This window comes from Phyllobacterium phragmitis (assembly GCF_002980495.1).
GTDB classification, from domain to species: domain Bacteria; phylum Pseudomonadota; class Alphaproteobacteria; order Rhizobiales; family Rhizobiaceae; genus Paramesorhizobium; species Paramesorhizobium phragmitis.
This window is the reverse complement of the sequence record NZ_PVBR01000012.1, coordinates 65,676-81,338: the sequence shown is the minus strand read 5'-3', so window position 1 is coordinate 81,338 and position 15,663 is coordinate 65,676. Positions and strand designations below refer to the sequence as shown.

14 protein-coding genes are annotated in these 15,663 nt (G+C 61.8%); 7 read left to right on the top strand and 7 right to left on the bottom strand.

Features of this window, described 5'->3' with window-relative positions; translation table 11 throughout:
• Positions 1 to 99: 99 nt before the first annotated feature.
• From C5748_RS16540 to C5748_RS16515, 6 genes are all read left to right on the top strand, one after another.
• Positions 100 to 1,254 carry an ABC transporter ATP-binding protein gene (locus tag C5748_RS16540; protein ID WP_105743034.1) on the top strand — a complete coding sequence of 385 codons (1,155 nt, stop codon included), beginning with the start codon at positions 100 to 102 and terminating at the stop codon, positions 1,252 to 1,254.
• A 25-nt stretch (positions 1,255 to 1,279) separates the two neighbouring features.
• Positions 1,280 to 2,416 carry an ABC transporter substrate-binding protein gene (locus C5748_RS16535; protein WP_105743033.1) on the top strand — a complete coding sequence of 379 codons (1,137 nt, stop codon included), beginning with the start codon at positions 1,280 to 1,282 and terminating at the stop codon, positions 2,414 to 2,416.
• Between the two features lie 210 nt (positions 2,417 to 2,626).
• On the top strand, positions 2,627 to 3,448 hold the full coding sequence (locus tag C5748_RS16530; RefSeq protein ID WP_105743115.1) for an ABC transporter permease: 822 nt from the start codon (positions 2,627 to 2,629) through the stop codon (positions 3,446 to 3,448).
• Positions 3,445 to 4,290, top strand: coding sequence for an ABC transporter permease (locus C5748_RS16525; protein ID WP_105743032.1), 846 nt, complete (start codon positions 3,445 to 3,447; stop codon positions 4,288 to 4,290). The genes C5748_RS16530 and C5748_RS16525 overlap by 4 nt, the downstream gene beginning before the upstream one ends.
• 8 nt (positions 4,291 to 4,298) lie before the next feature.
• Complete coding sequence (locus tag C5748_RS16520) at positions 4,299 to 5,345, top strand: LacI family DNA-binding transcriptional regulator (protein ID WP_105743031.1); 1,047 nt, start codon at positions 4,299 to 4,301, stop codon at positions 5,343 to 5,345.
• On the top strand, positions 5,342 to 6,085 hold the full coding sequence (locus C5748_RS16515; RefSeq protein ID WP_105743030.1) for a phosphodiesterase: 744 nt from the start codon (positions 5,342 to 5,344) through the stop codon (positions 6,083 to 6,085). The genes C5748_RS16520 and C5748_RS16515 overlap by 4 nt, the downstream gene beginning before the upstream one ends.
• A 28-nt stretch (positions 6,086 to 6,113) precedes the next feature.
• On the opposite strand, the gene C5748_RS28235 is transcribed toward C5748_RS16515, so the two are convergent.
• From C5748_RS28235 to C5748_RS16490, 6 genes are all read right to left on the bottom strand, one after another.
• Positions 6,114 to 6,260, bottom strand: a complete 147-nt coding sequence (locus C5748_RS28235; RefSeq protein ID WP_158259875.1) for a hypothetical protein — start codon at positions 6,258 to 6,260, stop codon at positions 6,114 to 6,116.
• Positions 6,261 to 6,407: 147 nt separating this feature from the next.
• The gene (locus C5748_RS16510) at positions 6,408 to 8,420 is read right to left on the bottom strand and encodes a 3-hydroxybutyrate oligomer hydrolase family protein (protein WP_280953487.1); all 2,013 of its coding nucleotides are present in this window, start codon (positions 8,418 to 8,420) and stop codon (positions 6,408 to 6,410) included.
• Positions 8,421 to 8,449: 29 nt separating this feature from the next.
• Positions 8,450 to 8,782: an AtuA-related protein gene (locus tag C5748_RS16505; protein ID WP_105743028.1), complete on the bottom strand. Its 333-nt coding sequence runs from the start codon at positions 8,780 to 8,782 to the stop codon at positions 8,450 to 8,452.
• 3 nt (positions 8,783 to 8,785) lie between these two features.
• On the bottom strand, positions 8,786 to 10,123 hold the full coding sequence (locus tag C5748_RS16500; protein ID WP_105743027.1) for an acyclic terpene utilization AtuA family protein: 1,338 nt from the start codon (positions 10,121 to 10,123) through the stop codon (positions 8,786 to 8,788).
• Entirely contained in the window at positions 10,120 to 11,979 is a 1,860-nt protein-coding gene (locus tag C5748_RS16495; RefSeq protein WP_105743026.1) for a TRAP transporter permease, read from the bottom strand. Before C5748_RS16495 ends, C5748_RS16500 begins: the two co-directional genes overlap by 4 nt.
• A 3-nt stretch (positions 11,980 to 11,982) precedes the next feature.
• Positions 11,983 to 12,951: a TAXI family TRAP transporter solute-binding subunit gene (locus C5748_RS16490; RefSeq protein WP_105743025.1), complete on the bottom strand. Its 969-nt coding sequence runs from the start codon at positions 12,949 to 12,951 to the stop codon at positions 11,983 to 11,985.
• Positions 12,952 to 13,047: 96 nt separating this feature from the next.
• Between C5748_RS16490 and C5748_RS16485 the strand changes: the two genes are divergently transcribed.
• Positions 13,048 to 13,971 carry a LysR family transcriptional regulator gene (locus tag C5748_RS16485; protein ID WP_105743024.1) on the top strand — a complete coding sequence of 308 codons (924 nt, stop codon included), beginning with the start codon at positions 13,048 to 13,050 and terminating at the stop codon, positions 13,969 to 13,971.
• A gap of 446 nt (positions 13,972 to 14,417) precedes the next feature.
• On the opposite strand, the gene C5748_RS16480 is transcribed toward C5748_RS16485, so the two are convergent.
• The gene (locus C5748_RS16480; RefSeq protein WP_245581838.1) at positions 14,418 to 15,467 is read right to left on the bottom strand and encodes a LacI family DNA-binding transcriptional regulator; all 1,050 of its coding nucleotides are present in this window, start codon (positions 15,465 to 15,467) and stop codon (positions 14,418 to 14,420) included.
• Between the last annotated feature and the right edge of the window lie 196 nt (positions 15,468 to 15,663).

Genomic DNA, 15,663 nt, shown 5'->3' with positions numbered 1-15,663 from the left:
CGCCGACCGTCATCTATCCGTTATGAACGCCTCTTATAGCTTCGCACAGTAACCGGGGCGGGACGTGCTCCGTGTTGCACAGCTGTGCAAAGGGCGAAAATGCGTGAAGACGATTTTCTGAGCATCACGGATCTGTCAGCCGGATATGGCGCCACGCGGGTTTTCGATGCGCTCAATCTTGGGATCGGCAGGGGCGAGTTCGTGGCGCTGCTCGGCTCGTCGGGCTGCGGCAAGACCACGCTGCTGCGATCCATCGCAGGCTTCGTGCAGCCATCCGCCGGTAGGATCACCGTTGCGGGCCGGGATGTCACAGCCCTTCCGCCGGACCGCCGTGGCATGGCGCTCGTCTTCCAGTCCTATGCGCTGTGGCCGCATATGACAGTGGCGCAGAACATCGGCTACGGGCTGAAGCTCAAGGGGCTGCCACGCGCCGAGATCGCGCGGCGCGTGGGCGAACTCGAAGACCTGCTCGGCCTTGCCGGGCTGGGCCAGCGCAAGCCGCTGGCGCTTTCCGGCGGGCAGCGCCAGCGCGTAGCACTCGGCCGGGCGCTCGCCATCGACCCGCAGATCCTGCTGCTCGACGAGCCGCTCTCCAATCTCGATGCACGCATCCGCCTCAAGGTGCGTCACGATATCACCGCCCTGCAAAAGCGGCTCGGGATCACCGCCGTGCATGTCACCCATGATCGCGAGGAGGCCATGGTGATGGCCGACCGCATCGTCATCATGAATGCCGGACGCATCGCCCAGCAGGGCACGCCGCAGGAGGTCTACAACCGCCCCGCATCGCCATTCGTCGCCGCCTTCATGGGAGCTGAAAATATGCTCGAACTCTCCGGCAGCGTCGGCGCCGGGCAGGTGATGATCGACGCCGGGCCGGACAATTGCCGCGCCGTGCTGTCTCTCGACGGGCGCACACTGACCAACGGCGCTTTCGAGGTCAGGTTCCGCGCCGAGGCAGCCGAACTTCTCGACGATGGACCCCGTGGCGAAACGCTCACCGATGCGCTGGAGCTTGCGGGCCATGTCGAGGCGGCAAGCTACCCCGGCGGCGCGTGGCGGCATTCGGTGCGCGTGGGACAAAGCGAATTGCTGGTCGATGCGCCTCGTCCGTTCGAACGCGGTGCAGCCGTTCGCGTGCGCATCCCTGCGGAAAAACTCTTTCTCTTCAATGCGGACGTAGCCTCGCGCCCGCAGACCAACTCCCTGCATGTCGGTCATAAAGCCCATGTGCTGGAAGCATCCGAGACCTGATATCCATCAAACGGAGATAGCACCGATGAAGATACTCCTTCAGGCAACACTGGCCTTCGGCCTTGCGGCGACGCCAGCCGCAGCAGCCGAACTGACCGTCATCACCGCCGGCGACCAGAACATGGTCGATTACATCAATGAATATCTCGGGCCGCTCTTCGAGAAGCAGAATCCTGGCGATAGCGTGCGCACCGTCGGTACGGGCCCGGGCGATGCCGGCTCGCAGAAAATCGTCGAGCGCTTCGAGGCGCAGAAGCAGGCGGGCAGCAAAGTCTGGGATACCGACATTGCCGTGGCGCATGAGAAGTTCATCGGCCCGATGGTGGAAGCAGGCTTTCTGGAATCCTATCGCGACCGGCTCGCCACCGGCAAACTGGTGACGCGCGCCAATGCCGATATGGCTCTTGGTTCCAATGTCAGCGGCTATGTCATGCCGATGTTCAACAGCCAGACGGCGATTGCCTACAACCCGGCGCTGGTTCCCAATCCGCCGAAGAGCTACGCGGAACTGGCCGACTGGGCGAAGGCGCACCCCAAGCAGTTCGGCTATAATGGCATCAAGGGCGGCGCGTCGGGCGTCAGCTTCGTCATGGGCTGGATCTATGCCTTCGGTGAGGGCGACGCCAAGAAGCTGATGAACGGCCCCTTCGAAGAAGCCGAGACCGGCAAATGGAACAAGGCCTTCACCGGCCTCAAGGAATTTACCCGGAACGCGACACTGACACCGGGAAATGCCGGTACGCTCGATCTGCTCTCGCGCGGTGAAATCGCCATGGGTCCGGTCTGGGTCGATATGTTCTATTCCTGGCAGGCCAACGGCCAGTTGCCACCCGAATTCAAGCTGGTGCTGCCTGCTCCGGGCATGCCCGGCCAGCCGATGCATTATGTGATCCCGGCCAATGCGCCCAACAAGGAACTGGCCGAAAAGTTCGTAGCATTAGCCACCAGCCCGAAGGTGCAGGCCGAAGGCATCGTCAAGCGCTTCAACTGGTATCCGGGCATCGACGCCGACCATGTGAAGGCGGAACTTGACGAGGCAACCTGGAACAAGCTCTTCGTCGACATCACGCCCGAAGACCTCGCCCAATATGGCAAGCCGTTCCCGATTGCGCCCTATAACAAGGCGATTCTGGAAGCCTATGAGCGTCAGGTCACGAACTGATTTCAACTGTTGATCTGGCCGCCTGGGCGCGGGGCTATCGCATATGGTGAAGATGCCCCTCACCCTTACCCTCTCCCCGTAAGGACGGGGAGAGGGGGGCATCCACGTCACTGCCTCTTCCTTCTCCCCGCGTGCGGGGAGAAGGTGCCCGAAGGGCGGATGAGGGGCGTTTCACTGCCTCCCGGCGGCCAACATCTGGAATATCCGCTTATGCCGAAAAACCTGCTCGGACTGTTTCTCGTCCTGCCTGCCCTCGCGGTGGTCGTCCTGCTCTTCGTCGTGCCGCTCGGCGCCTCGGTGGTAGGCGCCTTCGTCACGGGCGATGGTTACGGCCTGGGCAATTTCACCAAAGCGTTCGAGCTCTATACCTCCGACGTCATTTTCACCGTCGTGATCGTCAGCCTCTCCACCGTCCTGATCGGCTTGTTCTCCGTCGCCATCGGCGGATACCTGACGCTGGGCGAAAATCCACGCGCGGTGGCCATCCTGCGTTGGCTCTATCGCTGGCCGCTGTTCATTCCGTTCATCGTCGTTGGCCAGGTGCTGCGCACCTTTCTCGCCAAGAACGGGCTGATGAACAATGTGCTGGTCGCCGGCGGCATCATCACGCCGCTGCAGGCAATCAGCTTTCTCGACTGGCGCGGCATCGTCATTGCCTTCGTCTGGAAGCAGACGCCCTTCGTCACCCTGCTGGTGGCGGGCGCCATGGCCTCCGTCGATCGCGGCACCATCGAGGCCGCGCGCAATCTGGGGGCTTCGCGCCTGCGCATCCTCATCGAAATCCTCGTGCCGCAAGTGGCGGCGACGTTGACGGTCGGGCTGGTGCTTTCCTTCGTCACCATGATGTCGGTGCTCTCGGTGCCGCTGATGATCAACGCCCAGTCGCCCACCATGCTCACCGCCGACATTGCCTTTCGCATCAATGCCTATGGCGACTATGGCGTCGCCAATGCACTCGGCCTCATCTCCCTCGGTGTGACGGCCTGCGTCGCATGGTTCTACCTGCGCCACAGCATGAAGGAGAAGACATGAGCATCCTCTCGACCTCTGCGCCACGCCTCTCCGGCATAGGGCTGGATTTGTGGTGGATACCGCGCGCCGCCGTGCTCGGGCTGCTCGCCTTCGTCATATTCGGACCGTTGGCCAATCTGGCGCTGTGGGCGGTGGCCGAGCGCTGGTATTTCCCGCACGCATTGCCGCTCGACTATGGCTTCAGCTATTGGGCGCGGGTGTTCTCGCCGCGCGGCAACGCGATGGAATCGCTGGCAAACAGCGTCTTCGTCGCCATGCTTACCGTGATCGTGGCAACGGCGCTGGCCATCCCCGCAGGCTACGCGCTGGCCCGGCTGAAGCTGCCGTTTCGCGCGGTGATCCTGCTGGCCTTCCTCATTCCGCAGGCCTTCCCCAACCTGCCAGTCTACGTCAATGTCGCGCGATTGTTCTATCAGATCGGGCTCAATGGCACGATCGCCGGCGTCGTGCTCGTCCATGTCACGCATGGGCTCGTCTATGCCGTGTGGATCACGACAGCGGCTTTCGCCGCCGTCGATGAGGAACTCGAACAAGCGGCCCGCTCGGTGGGCGCAAGCGCATTGCGCGCCTTTCGCGACGTGACATTGCCGCTCGCGGCGCCGGGCCTGCTCGCCAGCGCCATATTCGTCTTTCTGGAATCGCTCGATGAATTCACCGGCAGCTATTTCGTCGGAGCACCCGATGTAAATCTGCTCCCACTATTGCTCTATACATCGAGCGCCGGCGGCAATTATCAGGTGGCGTCGATCACCGCGCTTCTGCTGCTCATTCCGTCGATCGCCTTCATGCTGGTGGTTGAGCGCTTCCTGAAATCCGACGTGCTTTCGAAGGTTGGCCATTGAGAATCCCATTGGAAGAAGAAGCCCCACGCCGTTTCGTCAGCGCCCAGCAGGTGGCGGAGCTTGCCGGGGTATCCCGTTCAGCGGTTTCCCGCGCGTTCACGCCGGGGGCCAGCATCGCAGCGGAAACGCGCGAAAAGATAATGCAGGCGGCGGCGGAACTCGGCTATCAGGTCAACGATCTGGCGCGCGGGCTACTTGCCAACCGCAGCCGGCTTGTCGGTCTCGTCGTCACCAAGCCGGAGCTTGGTTTTCGGGCGCATCTGGTGGCGGCGCTTAGCCAGGCGTTGATCCGGCGGGGCAATTTACCCTTCCTCATCAATACCGGGAGCTCGCAACAGGAGTTGCAGGCGGCGCAAACAGCGCTGTTCGGCTACCGTGCCGAGGCGACGATTATCCTCACCGGCTCTCCCCCCGCATCATTCGCCGAGCTTGCAAAACAGAATGGCCAACCGCTGGTGATGATCGGACGCTCGGAGCCCGATTGCGACCATGTGCGCATCGACAATGCCGGGGCGGCGAGAAAAGCAGCCGGCTTGTTCGCCGCGCAAGCACACCGGCGGCTCGGGCTCGCGGGATCGGCTTCGGGCACACCCAGCATTGTCGAGCGCCAGCGCGCCTTTATCGACGAGGCGCGGCGGCTCGGCTCGGGTGTGATGGCATCATACGGGAGCGATTCCGATTATGCCGGCGGGCAGGAAGCGGCGAGACAGTTGTTCACCCGCGCGGACCGGCCACAGGCGGTGTTCTGCGTCAACGATCTGATCGCCATCGGCCTCATCGACGCCCTGCGCTGGCAATTCGGATTGCGAGTGCCGGACGATGTCCAGGTGATCGGCTTCGACGATATCCCGGAAGCGGCATGGGACGCCTATCGGCTCAGCACCTTCCGACAGGATCCAGAAGAGATCGCTGCCCGCGCCATCGAACATCTCGACCGTCGCCTCGCCGCCCCACACGCACCTCCAGCGACATCGCATCTCTACGCCGCCTATATCGAGCGGCAGAGCACGCTGTCCACATTGGCCAAAAACCCCGATACAGAATCAGTTGCATGAAAATCATACAGGTCTCCGATCTCCATCTTGTCACCCCCGGTGAAATGCTGTCTGGCATCGACCCGCTGGCGCGGCTGGACGAGTGCATCGCCGATCTCAACCGCAATCACGCCGACGCCGATCTCGTCGTCTTCTCGGGCGATCTCACCCACAATGGTGAGCCCTCGGCCTATGCCGCGCTGATGGAGCGGCTCGCCGAGCTTGCCGCGCCCTACAGGCTCATGCTCGGCAACCATGACGATCGCGCCGCTTTCCGTATCGCCTTTCCCGACGCGCCGGGCGATGGCGGCTTCGTGCAGTCTTTCGTCGATCTGCCGGAGGGCAGGATCCTGCTTCTCGATACGCTGGAAGCTGGCCATGTCGAAGGCAGGCTGTGCGATGCCCGGCTCGCCTGGCTGGACGCAACGCTGGCGGATGCGAAAGGCGCGCTGCTGTTTCTGCATCATCCACCCTTCCAGATCGGCATGCCTTCCCTCGACAAATACCGGCTGACCGACAGCGATCCTCTCCGCAACATCCTGGCCCGCCACGACAATGTGCGGCACATATTCGCCGGCCATGTGCACCGCTTCGCCGCCGGCAGTTGGAACGGCATTCCGTTTACGACGATGCGCGCCACCAGTCTCCAGTCGGCGCTGACATTCAGCGGGCCGCATGAGGTCAGTTTCGACCCGCCAGCCTATGGCGTAATCCTCGCCGACAGCGAGAACATAATAGTCCACATGCATGAGTTCGCTTGAGCTGCAGGATCAACCCGATCGTAGGCACTCACTTCTTGACCACGAAGCCGGAAGCAAGGCAGCCGTCACTTGCGTCACCGGTCATATTGAAATAGCCGTCAGCCACTCCAAGAATGGTTTTCAAAGCAGCGCGGGCGGTGACTTCGGCTCCTTCTTTGCCAATTTCCTTGACCACATCCGAACAGGTGATCGCTGTCCGTCCCGGAACTGCACACCCCGCTGCCGGCGGCGGACTCGTCCACCACTCGGAGACGATCGGCGCGGTCGCGGAGGGACTGACGATAGCAGCGGAATCCCGGCCGGTCCCATCACCAAGCGCTCATCAATCGGGGACGGTCACCTTTCCATTCGCGACATCGATGAGGTCGGCCGTGTCGGGTGTCGCGGCGATTTCCGGCAGGACGAGATTGGTGCCGCCCGCACCCGCGCCTTCGGTTCCAATCTCGGGGCGCACGACCTGGCTGGGGGGCAGATCACCGCCTGCGGTGAGATGCGCGTACATGAGCTCCAGCGCCGCGATGTGGTAGGGGTCGATAGGCACGAAGTGTTTCGCGTATCCCGGAAGTCCGGCACCGAAATGCTCGACATTGGTCAACTCATAGAGCCTCAAGTTGCCGGATCCGTCATTCAGTGCATTGAGACCAAGATAAGGCCGTGAGGTGAAGCCGATCGGCACCCGCGCATCGGCGCGTCCGTGGACAATGATGGTGGGTGTGCCATGCAGATCGGCGTTGCCGGCAACCTCGTCGATCCCCTTCTGGACGCGCGCCGCGTTTTCGGACTCGCCGGTGACAAGGCCTCGCAGGCACAGTGCGCCGTCGAGATTGAAGTCCTGCCGCCCGCTACTCGGCGAGCGCGAGACATAGTCGCGTGTCGGCCCTTCCGGGTCCCGGTCGTTGACGACATCGATGGAACCTGTGGGCGCGCCGCCCGGGGCCTTGGCGAAAATGACGGCCAGCTCTTCTTCCGGAACAGCCTGCGGTTTCCCGTTTTCATCCACCGAGGCGATGCTGTAGCCGCAAAGCCGATCTTCCACCCCGAACCGCCCCTGCGAACTGGCGTATTTCATCGCGGTGGCCGTCGGCGCAATCACGTAATGCGAGGCGTGAAGCATGTCGGATTCGGGCTCCCAGCCATAGGCGCGAAGCTTTTCAAGCGACTCCCCGGCTGCCTCCGCGACCGTTTCGCTGTCCACCAGGCCGCGTTCGATCAGGCTTTCACACCTGTTTTCCGCGAAAGAAACCCGGTCCGCCCAAGGCGCATCCGGTGTCGCTGCTGCCGCGCAAGGCTGATAGAGGATGGCATAGGTGAAGTAGTCGAGCAGAGGGCGGCCTGATCCCTTTCGAATGTTGTCGCCGCGTGCCACGGTCACGCGGTCATCGGGTTTAAGTTGCACCTGGGGTTGTGCCGCGACGATACCGTCGATCAACCCTTCGGTATCCTCTTCACCGGCATTAAGGGCCGCGCCGCCACCATTGGAGTTGCCCGCGACCATGATAAGCGTATCGTCCGGCGTCAGCGGAGCAGCAGGCGCTACGGCGTTGAGCTGATACAGAGCGAACTCTATCGAGCGCACTACGTCCCGGCCCCATGTGGAGTCAGGATTCTGCCGGGAATGGGCATGCTTGAAGGCAATCCTGTGCGGCGTTTCCTTCAGGAACTGTTGGCGGGCCGGGACATCGAGATCAGCCGTGAAGTGGGAAGCGGCACCTGCCTCGTCGGCCGAACTTCGAGTGCCGTCAATCAGCGTCACCGTATCGCTGGCGAGATCGTGGAACCCGTTGCCGAGCCCCTTGTCGGTGTAGACAACGGCGCAATTTTTCTGGAGACCCCAGTAGCCGATATTCCCGATATTGCGATAAAGGCTGGCCGAGCCGCCTACCGGAACAGCGAGGATGCAAGGGCTTTCCCGATCGAAAGTCTCTGGCAGTTGAAGCAGGAACGACACGTTCTGGCGGCCACTCCCGTCATCCGCATATGCGAGGTACTCGGTCCCGGCCAGTTTGCCGTCACCCAGGATCGGCTCACCACTCGCCGCATCCACATTCGGCCCGTAAATCTTTCCAAAGCCTGCTGAGCCATCGGTAATGATTGAGGCACGGCGAAGCTCATCGGCCGTCGGCGCAAATGGGTCGGCGTAAGAAATATCCGGCCCCGCGATCATCCCGCTGACACCGAAACCGCCGGTTACCAGGTCATTGGTGACGCCATCGAACGTCGTTTCGGACATGACACGAAGCCAGTCAGGAGCGTCGTGTTCATTTGCGTGAACAGAAAGCGTCAGCCCCGCCAGAGCCGTTCCGACTATAAGTCCGGTTTTCAGGCCACATTTCATTGCTTCCCTCCCTGGGTTGGTCTTGAAGATCAGTGGCCCGCGCCGGTTCCTCCGTCGTGGGCTGAAACCTCCATCTCGAGAATGGCGGAGCCGAGGCATTTGCCATGGGCGTCGAGCGCGAGCGATCGCGTCACGCCGCCCCTCAGCGCGCCCTTGAGGACAAAATTCAGAGCGCAGAGCTGCGGCAACTCATAGCGTGTGACCTCGCCTGCGATCTGGGGGCCGAATAGCGCAGTGACCTTGGCGACGGTCACGGTTTCGCGGATCAGGGGCCAGTCTTCGGCCCGGTAGGCGATGACGGAAATATTCGAGGTGTCTCCCTTGTCGCCGGTGCGGGAATGAGCCAGTTCACGCAGACGCATCTCTCAGCTCTCCACCATCTGAACGCGGGTCTCCACCAATTCCTCGGGGATCAATGTCGAGGCGACGCCGAGAATCTGGCGAACGCTGCGGGTCGCGCCTCCTCCGCCCGAGGGACCATTGAGATAAAGACTTTCGACTTCTTCGCCGATACGGGCGGCATCAGCACGCGTGACGCATCGCGCGGCGAAGCGGACACGAACCTCGCGCGGGGTGCAGGGATACGCCCCGTCATTTCCGAGAATGGCATCGACGCCGATCAGCTCGCCCCGGGTTTCGCGGACGGCGGGTCCGTTCGCCGCGAGACGCTCTCGAAGCAGTTCGATCGCCAGCCGCCCCCGCGCCTCGGCTCCTGGTCCGGCATAAGAGATCTGTCCCTCGCCCAGCCATCCGTCGTCATAACCCACCGACACCTTCAACATGCCCGTGCGCGGCGTCCCGGTTGCACCCGATACCCGGATGCGGTCGGGGCCATCCTCAGCCAGAGTCACGCGGGAAAAATCCGCGATGACATCCGGCTGCGCATAGCAGGAGGGATCGTGTATTTCGTAGAGCAGCTGCTCGGTACAAGTCGCGCGGGTGACCTGGCCGCCGGTTCCGGCGACCTTGGTAATGACGGCATCGCCGTCTTTCGCGACCTCGGCCAGCGGAAAGCCAAGTCGGGCGAGGTTCGGCACGTCCTTATATTCCGGGTCGGCGAAATAGCCCCCGGTGACCTGTGCCGCGCATTCCAGCAGATGACCAATGACCGTGCCACACCCCAGCCGGTGCCAGTCATCCATCGCCCAGCCAAAGCTGTGGACGAGGGGCGCAAGAAACATGGCGGGATCCGACGCGCGCCCGGTCAGAACGATATCTGCGCCAGCCTCCAGCGCCGAGACGATTGGAGAAGCACCGATATAAGCGTTGGCCGAGATCAGACGGTCGCCCAAAGCACAGGCGGGCGCGCCTGTCTCGTCAAGGACAAAACTGCCGTCGATCACCGCGTCGATCACGTCGTCGCCCGTCACCGCCGCGATCTTGAGGTTGCCAAGCCCAAGCTGGTCGGCGATCTCACGCACCTTTTCTGCTGCGGCAAGCGGGTTCGCCGCACCCATATTCGAGATGATCCGTGTGCCGCGCGCAGCGCAGGCCGGAAGTACCGCCTGCATCCGCCGTTCGAGCATCGGGTCGTAGCCTGCATTCGGATCGGCCATCCGCGCCAACTGGGCAAGCGCGATGGTGCGTTCCGCCAGGCACTCGAAAACGAGGAAATCGAGTTCTCCCTTCTCGGCAAGTTCGACCGCGGGCTCGATCCGGTCACCGGAAAAACCCGCGCCTGCGCCGACGCGAATCGTCCTCATGCCAACACCTCGCCTTGCCGCCGCCCGATCACCCGTCCCCCGATCAGGAGTGCCAGCGCCGCGAAGGGGGCGATTGGGTGAGGCCAGATCGCAAGACCGATCGCTGTGATCATCAAGGCCAGATCAACAGCCCGCTTTCCGGTCAGGCGGGCGCCGGAAAGGAGGCCGGGGATCGCCAACACGAGGACAAAACCGGAGACGAGCGCTTCGATGACCGACAGCACACCGCCGCGCATTGTCATGCCCGGATAAAGCAGGAGCATGAACGGCACGACATAGGTCACTGCACCTAGTCGTACTGCCTCAAAGGCGGCGGGTAACCAGTTGGTCCGTGCGATCCCCGCGCCCACGAAGACCGCCACGCAGACCGGTGGCGTGATCACAGAGATGGTCGCGAAATAGAACACGAAGAGATGTGCGACCAGCGGGTCGACCCCGACCGCAGTCATCGCCGGTGCCAGCACCGCAGCGACCAGGACATAGGCCGCGGTCGTCGGCAGTCCCATCCCCATGATGAGGCAGACGAGTCCGACGATCAATGCAACCAGAGCTGTGGAATCGCCGGCAATGGCCACGATCAGCGACGACAATGTCACGCCGATGCCGGTCAGGTTAATCATCGCCACCAAGACCTGTGCTCCGGCGAGGAGGACACCGATGATGACCATGCCTCTGCCCGCGTCGGAAAGTCCCTCTATGATGCGGTCTGCCATCTCGCGCGGGCTCAGCCGTCCGGCTTGGGTCGCAACAAAGGCAACCAGAAGTCCGACAATGCCGTAGAACGCCGCCGTGGCGACGGATCGGCCTAGATAGATGCCGACGCCCAGCCCGGTCAGCGCGGCAAGAATCGGCAGCACCCGACGCGGCGCGGCAATGATGCTCCAGGCTGGCAGGTCGTTCTCCGGTACGATGGCGAGGTTGCGACGCAGCGCCTCGATATGCACGGTGACGAAGACGGACAGGTAGAATAGCGCAGCCGGAATGATCGCTGCGACAATGATGGTGAGATACGAAACCCCGAGAATCTCGGCCATGACGAAAGCCGCGGCTCCCATGATCGGAGGTGCGATCTGGCCACCGGTCGACGCCACCGCCTCGACCGCCGCCGCGAACGGTCTGGGATAGCCAAGCCGGATCATCATCGGGATGGTGAAATTGCCTGTCGTCGCGACATTGGCGACAGCGGAACCGGAAATCATGCCGAACAGACCACTGGCGATCGTGGCGATCTTGGCCGCTCCGCCCGGTTGGCGACCGCCAAGACGCATGGCCAGGTCCATGAAGGCCTGGCCTCCACCCGAATGCAGCAACAGCGCACCGAACAGCACGAATGCCGCGATGACCGTTGCCGCGACTCCGGTCAACATTCCCCAGATTCCGAGATCGCCAAGAAAAATCGTCTCGGTCACGAAGGCTGGATCGAACCCACGGTGACCAAGTGATCCTGGAATATGTTCTCCGAGCAGGGCATAGGCCAACCCCGCCACGACCAGCGCCGGAAAGATGATCCCGACGGTTCTCCGTCCCAGTTCCAGCACGGCCAGGATCAAGCCTCCAGTCATCGCCATGTCCCATCCGGTGGCCCAGGGCAGTGAGCCCATGATCGTCTCGTAGTTCCAGACGATATAGCCGCAGGCGATGGCCGTTACCGCAGTCAGCGCAAGGTCGATGGCCAGCCCGACGGGCCGCCAGCGGGTGCCGGTGCCCAGCGGGTAAAGGGCAAACCCGAGCGCCACCACCAGTGCGAGAAACAGGGCCCGCTGGACCAGCCCTTCGAAGGGCCCGGTGGCGGCTGTCCAGAAGACGAACGCCCCGACCAGCAGTGCCAGCCCGTTTTGCATGCGCTCGAGTGTCATGGCTTACTCGGCAGGCCGCAGCTTTTCAGGCAGGTCAATACCCTGCTCTTTGAACCAGCGCGCCGCGCCGGGGTGAAGAGGGACCGTTCCATAGGTCAGCGTCAATTCGGAAATGTCATCCTCCTTGAGGCTGGCCATCGCGTTCGCCTGTGCCGTGTCATCCTCCATCACCGCCTTGACGATCTTATAGGCGGTTTCCTCGTCCAGAGTTGAGGGTGCGCCGACGCCAACGCCAAAACTCCACGTCGTGTAGGCAGGGATGCCTTTCGCCGCGCCTTCAGGAATGTCGACAACCGAGATGTCGGGCATTTCGGCGCGCAACGTATCGGCCTGCTCGGGCGTCAGGCCGAGAACCCGGATGTCCGTGAACGTCGCGATGTCCATCGTCGAGGCGTCGAGCTTCTGCCCCGCGCCGGACTTCACGTAGCCTGCGACCCGGTTGTCCTTGATGGCGTCAACGATATCAGTGGTCGAACCGCGGACGTAGTCGGCGCTGAGACCCAGCGTGTCGAATACCGCCTCTGTCGTCGTTTCCGTGGCGGATCCCCGGATTCCCGGGTTGAAACGCACATCTTCCAGACCTTTGAGACTGTCCACCCCAGCATCGGCGCGAATCACCACGTTCTGCGGTGCGCCTGTGTAGACCCACAGAAGCGTCAGGTCCCGCGCCTTGCCGTCGAACTCTTTCGTGCCAGCCACGGCATGCTGAGCGACATTCGTCGTCACAAGTCCAAGGTCCACTTGGTCCCGTTCCATTCGGCGAATGTTGTCCATCGTCGCACCGGTCTCCACCACCGAAGCGCTGAGCCCGTCAGCCTTCTCATTGATGAGCTGGCCAACCGCCACGAAATATCCGTAATGACTCGACGAAGCAGAGGTCGATCCGATCAGAATATCGGTATCCTGTGCCATCGCCGCTATGGGCAGAGTCAACAAGGATGCGCCCATCAGGGCACGCAAAGTCGTGTTCATGATTTTCCTCCCTCACGAACCGCATAGGGGTCCTGTTACAGTCTTCCCGAAAAATCTGTTGCGATAAATAGCGCCTACCGCAATAATTAACGCAGGATGCGCAACAAACTCTCCCTCGACGATTATCAAGCCGTTCGTGCCCTCACCAGCAACGGAAGCTTTCGGGCAGCGGCTGAGAATCTGGGAGTTTCTCCGTCGTCGCTGTCACGACAGATTGGTGCGATCGAGGAATGCCTGGGAACCCGCCTTTTCGACCGCGACACACGCAACGTCGTACCGACCGCCCAAGGCCTATTGCTTGCCGACATCGCCGAGCGAATGCTCAACACCGCTGACAACGGAATGGTCGAGTTCGAATCCTACCTTGCGGTACGCAACGGCCGGTTGGTCATCGCGGGCCTCCCCTCGGTCACGACCAGTCTTTTGCCAAGTCTCCTTCAGCGCTTTACACTTGAACATCCGAATGTCGATTTACGGATACTCGACACATTATCCGACAGTGTCCTGCATGCAGTGGAGTCGGGTGAAGCGGATATCGGGTTCACCGCTGGAACGGTCGGCACCCGCGCGCGGCTATCCTTCCACCGCATCCTTGATGACGAGTTCGTCGCCGTAGGAACTTCTGACGGACCTCTGGCCGAAGATCGCAGCTACGCCTGGTCAGAGCTCCTCGACATGCCGTTCATCGCAATGGCGCGGGGAACCAGCGTGCGCGAATTGCTGGACGGGGCCTGTCTGAGCATCGGCCGCGTTCTCGAACCGCGTTTCGAGGTCGCCCATCTCGCCACTGCCGGTGCACTGGTTGCGCAGGGACTTGGTGTTACGGCGCTGCCGACGCTGACCTTGCCGGTCCTCGGCGCCACCCGGCTTGTTCTCCGTCCAATCCCGGATTTCGGTGCCAAAAGACGTATTGGCCTCGTCTGGAGCTCCGGACGCACATTATCGCCAGCGGCACAATCCTTCCTCGATCTTGCCCGAGCCATTCCAATGCGCGATTTGGGGGTGTTTTCGTTCCTATAAGCTATCGTTCTGCGGGGTGAAAACGCCCAATATTGGCGAGAATAGTCAATCCTCCGTCATTCCTGTGCTTGTCACAGGAATCCATGCCTCGTCATCTCCACAGTTCCGGCGATGCAGAATGATAAGGCTAGACGATTCCATCAAAACAGGAACCGTTCTAGCTGCAATAACGCCGCAACCTCCACGGTGTCGCCGGCGGCGATGTAGAAGATTTGCCGTCAGATGTCGCAAGGCGCCGTTTCCTTGGTGACGCCGTGGGCGAGCGCATATCCGGTGATGCGGCGAGGGCGGCGAAAACTAGCGCCACGGTCAGGCGCAGGATCGGCGAGCGGAGCATGTCAAACAGCAGGGCCAGCATTGAGATCGGCCTGACAAACAATCTCCTCGCACTCGATGAGCATATGATTTGGCAACAGACCTTTGCCATCAAGGCCGAGGGTGCAGGATCAGGCCGAGCCGATGTTGTTTGGCAATGAAAATCGATCACTTTCACCTGGCACCAGTTCCATCGGCCAGACCAACTTGGTTCGTTCCTGCGGATATTGGCCAGCAAACGCCGGCAAGGTTGAAAGCAGGGCCTCGGCCAATTTGATGCCGAGCTCGCGCAACGAAATCCGGAAACATGTCAGCGTTGGCGACAGAAACCGGCTTTGGGTGCTCTCGCGAAAGCCGATGACCGCAATATCGCGTCCGGGATGAATTCCGGCTTCGTAAAGGCGCCGATAAAGGCCAATCGCCATGTTCTCGTTGACGAGAATGATCGCGGTCGGCATGGGCTTTTGTGCCAGGAGCGCACACGCTACCTGATAGCCGCCTTCTTCATTTCCATTAGCGGGCAGGACGAGATCAGGATCGAAACCAATGCCGTTGTCTGCGAGTGCGCGCTTATAACCGCCAAGAAAGACATAGCCGAGGTTGAGATCGCTGGCCGGCGTGCCGATCGCAATCCGCCGGTGTCCGAAGCCGGCTAAGCGCTCGACGGCAGCGGCGGCGACGCCTTCGAAATCGAGATCGATCCAGGGATAGTCTCCCACCGTCGCACTGCGTCCCAGCGCCACGAAGGGAATGTTGCGTTCGAGCAGAAAATCGATGCGCGGGTCATTACGTGCCGTTGCCGAAATGATCAGTCCATCGACGAAGCGCCGGGTGACCACGCGGTTGAGATAGGAGGCGGGGTCTTCGTCCGTGCCGCAGAGAAGGGCGACCAGATCGAGATGATGGCGGCGGAAGACCGATTGCACGCCTTCGAACACTGGCATGAAGAAGGTGCCGCCGGTATCGGCGGTCTCGATGGTGGATTCGATCATGAAGCCGATCGTGTTCGTCGTTCCCTGGCGAAGACTGCGCCCGGACTGGTTCGGCACATAGCCAAGCCGCTTGGCCGCCTCCAGCACGCGCTTGCGCGTCTCCGGATTGACGTCCGCCTTGCCGTTCAAGGCGCGTGAGACGGTTCCGATCGAGATGTCGAGATGGCGGGCAAGATCTCGAATGCTCAAGGTTTTTTCCTTTCTTACTAGAGTTGTCATCACTGGCAGGGCAACGCTCCTTGTCCTGCCGTCATTCTCGGGCTTGTCCCGAGAATCTGCCATAAGAAGAAGGAAAGTGATTACCGTCCTGATTGAGCGCTCCGTCGTAGATTCTCGGGACAAGCCCGAGAATGACGGCCCAGTTGGGAAGCTGTCATCTTTAACA

Excerpts from the sequence above, each read along its gene's own strand:
- C5748_RS16515 (WP_105743030.1), top strand. The coding sequence starts at position 5,342 with ATGAAAATCATACAGGTCTCCGATCTCCATCTTGTCACCCCCGGTGAA.
- C5748_RS16510 (WP_280953487.1), bottom strand. The coding sequence starts at position 8,420 with ATGAAATGTGGCCTGAAAACCGGACTTATAGTCGGAACGGCTCTGGCG.
- C5748_RS16485 (WP_105743024.1), top strand. The coding sequence starts at position 13,048 with ATGCGCAACAAACTCTCCCTCGACGATTATCAAGCCGTTCGTGCCCTC.
- C5748_RS16540 (WP_105743034.1), top strand. The coding sequence starts at position 100 with ATGCGTGAAGACGATTTTCTGAGCATCACGGATCTGTCAGCCGGATAT.
- C5748_RS16505 (WP_105743028.1), bottom strand. The coding sequence starts at position 8,782 with ATGCGTCTGCGTGAACTGGCTCATTCCCGCACCGGCGACAAGGGAGAC.
- C5748_RS16535 (WP_105743033.1), top strand. The coding sequence starts at position 1,280 with ATGAAGATACTCCTTCAGGCAACACTGGCCTTCGGCCTTGCGGCGACG.
- C5748_RS16530 (WP_105743115.1), top strand. The coding sequence starts at position 2,627 with ATGCCGAAAAACCTGCTCGGACTGTTTCTCGTCCTGCCTGCCCTCGCG.
- C5748_RS16525 (WP_105743032.1), top strand. The coding sequence starts at position 3,445 with ATGAGCATCCTCTCGACCTCTGCGCCACGCCTCTCCGGCATAGGGCTG.
- C5748_RS16495 (WP_105743026.1), bottom strand. The coding sequence starts at position 11,979 with ATGACACTCGAGCGCATGCAAAACGGGCTGGCACTGCTGGTCGGGGCG.
- C5748_RS16500 (WP_105743027.1), bottom strand. The coding sequence starts at position 10,123 with ATGAGGACGATTCGCGTCGGCGCAGGCGCGGGTTTTTCCGGTGACCGG.
- C5748_RS16490 (WP_105743025.1), bottom strand. The coding sequence starts at position 12,951 with ATGAACACGACTTTGCGTGCCCTGATGGGCGCATCCTTGTTGACTCTG.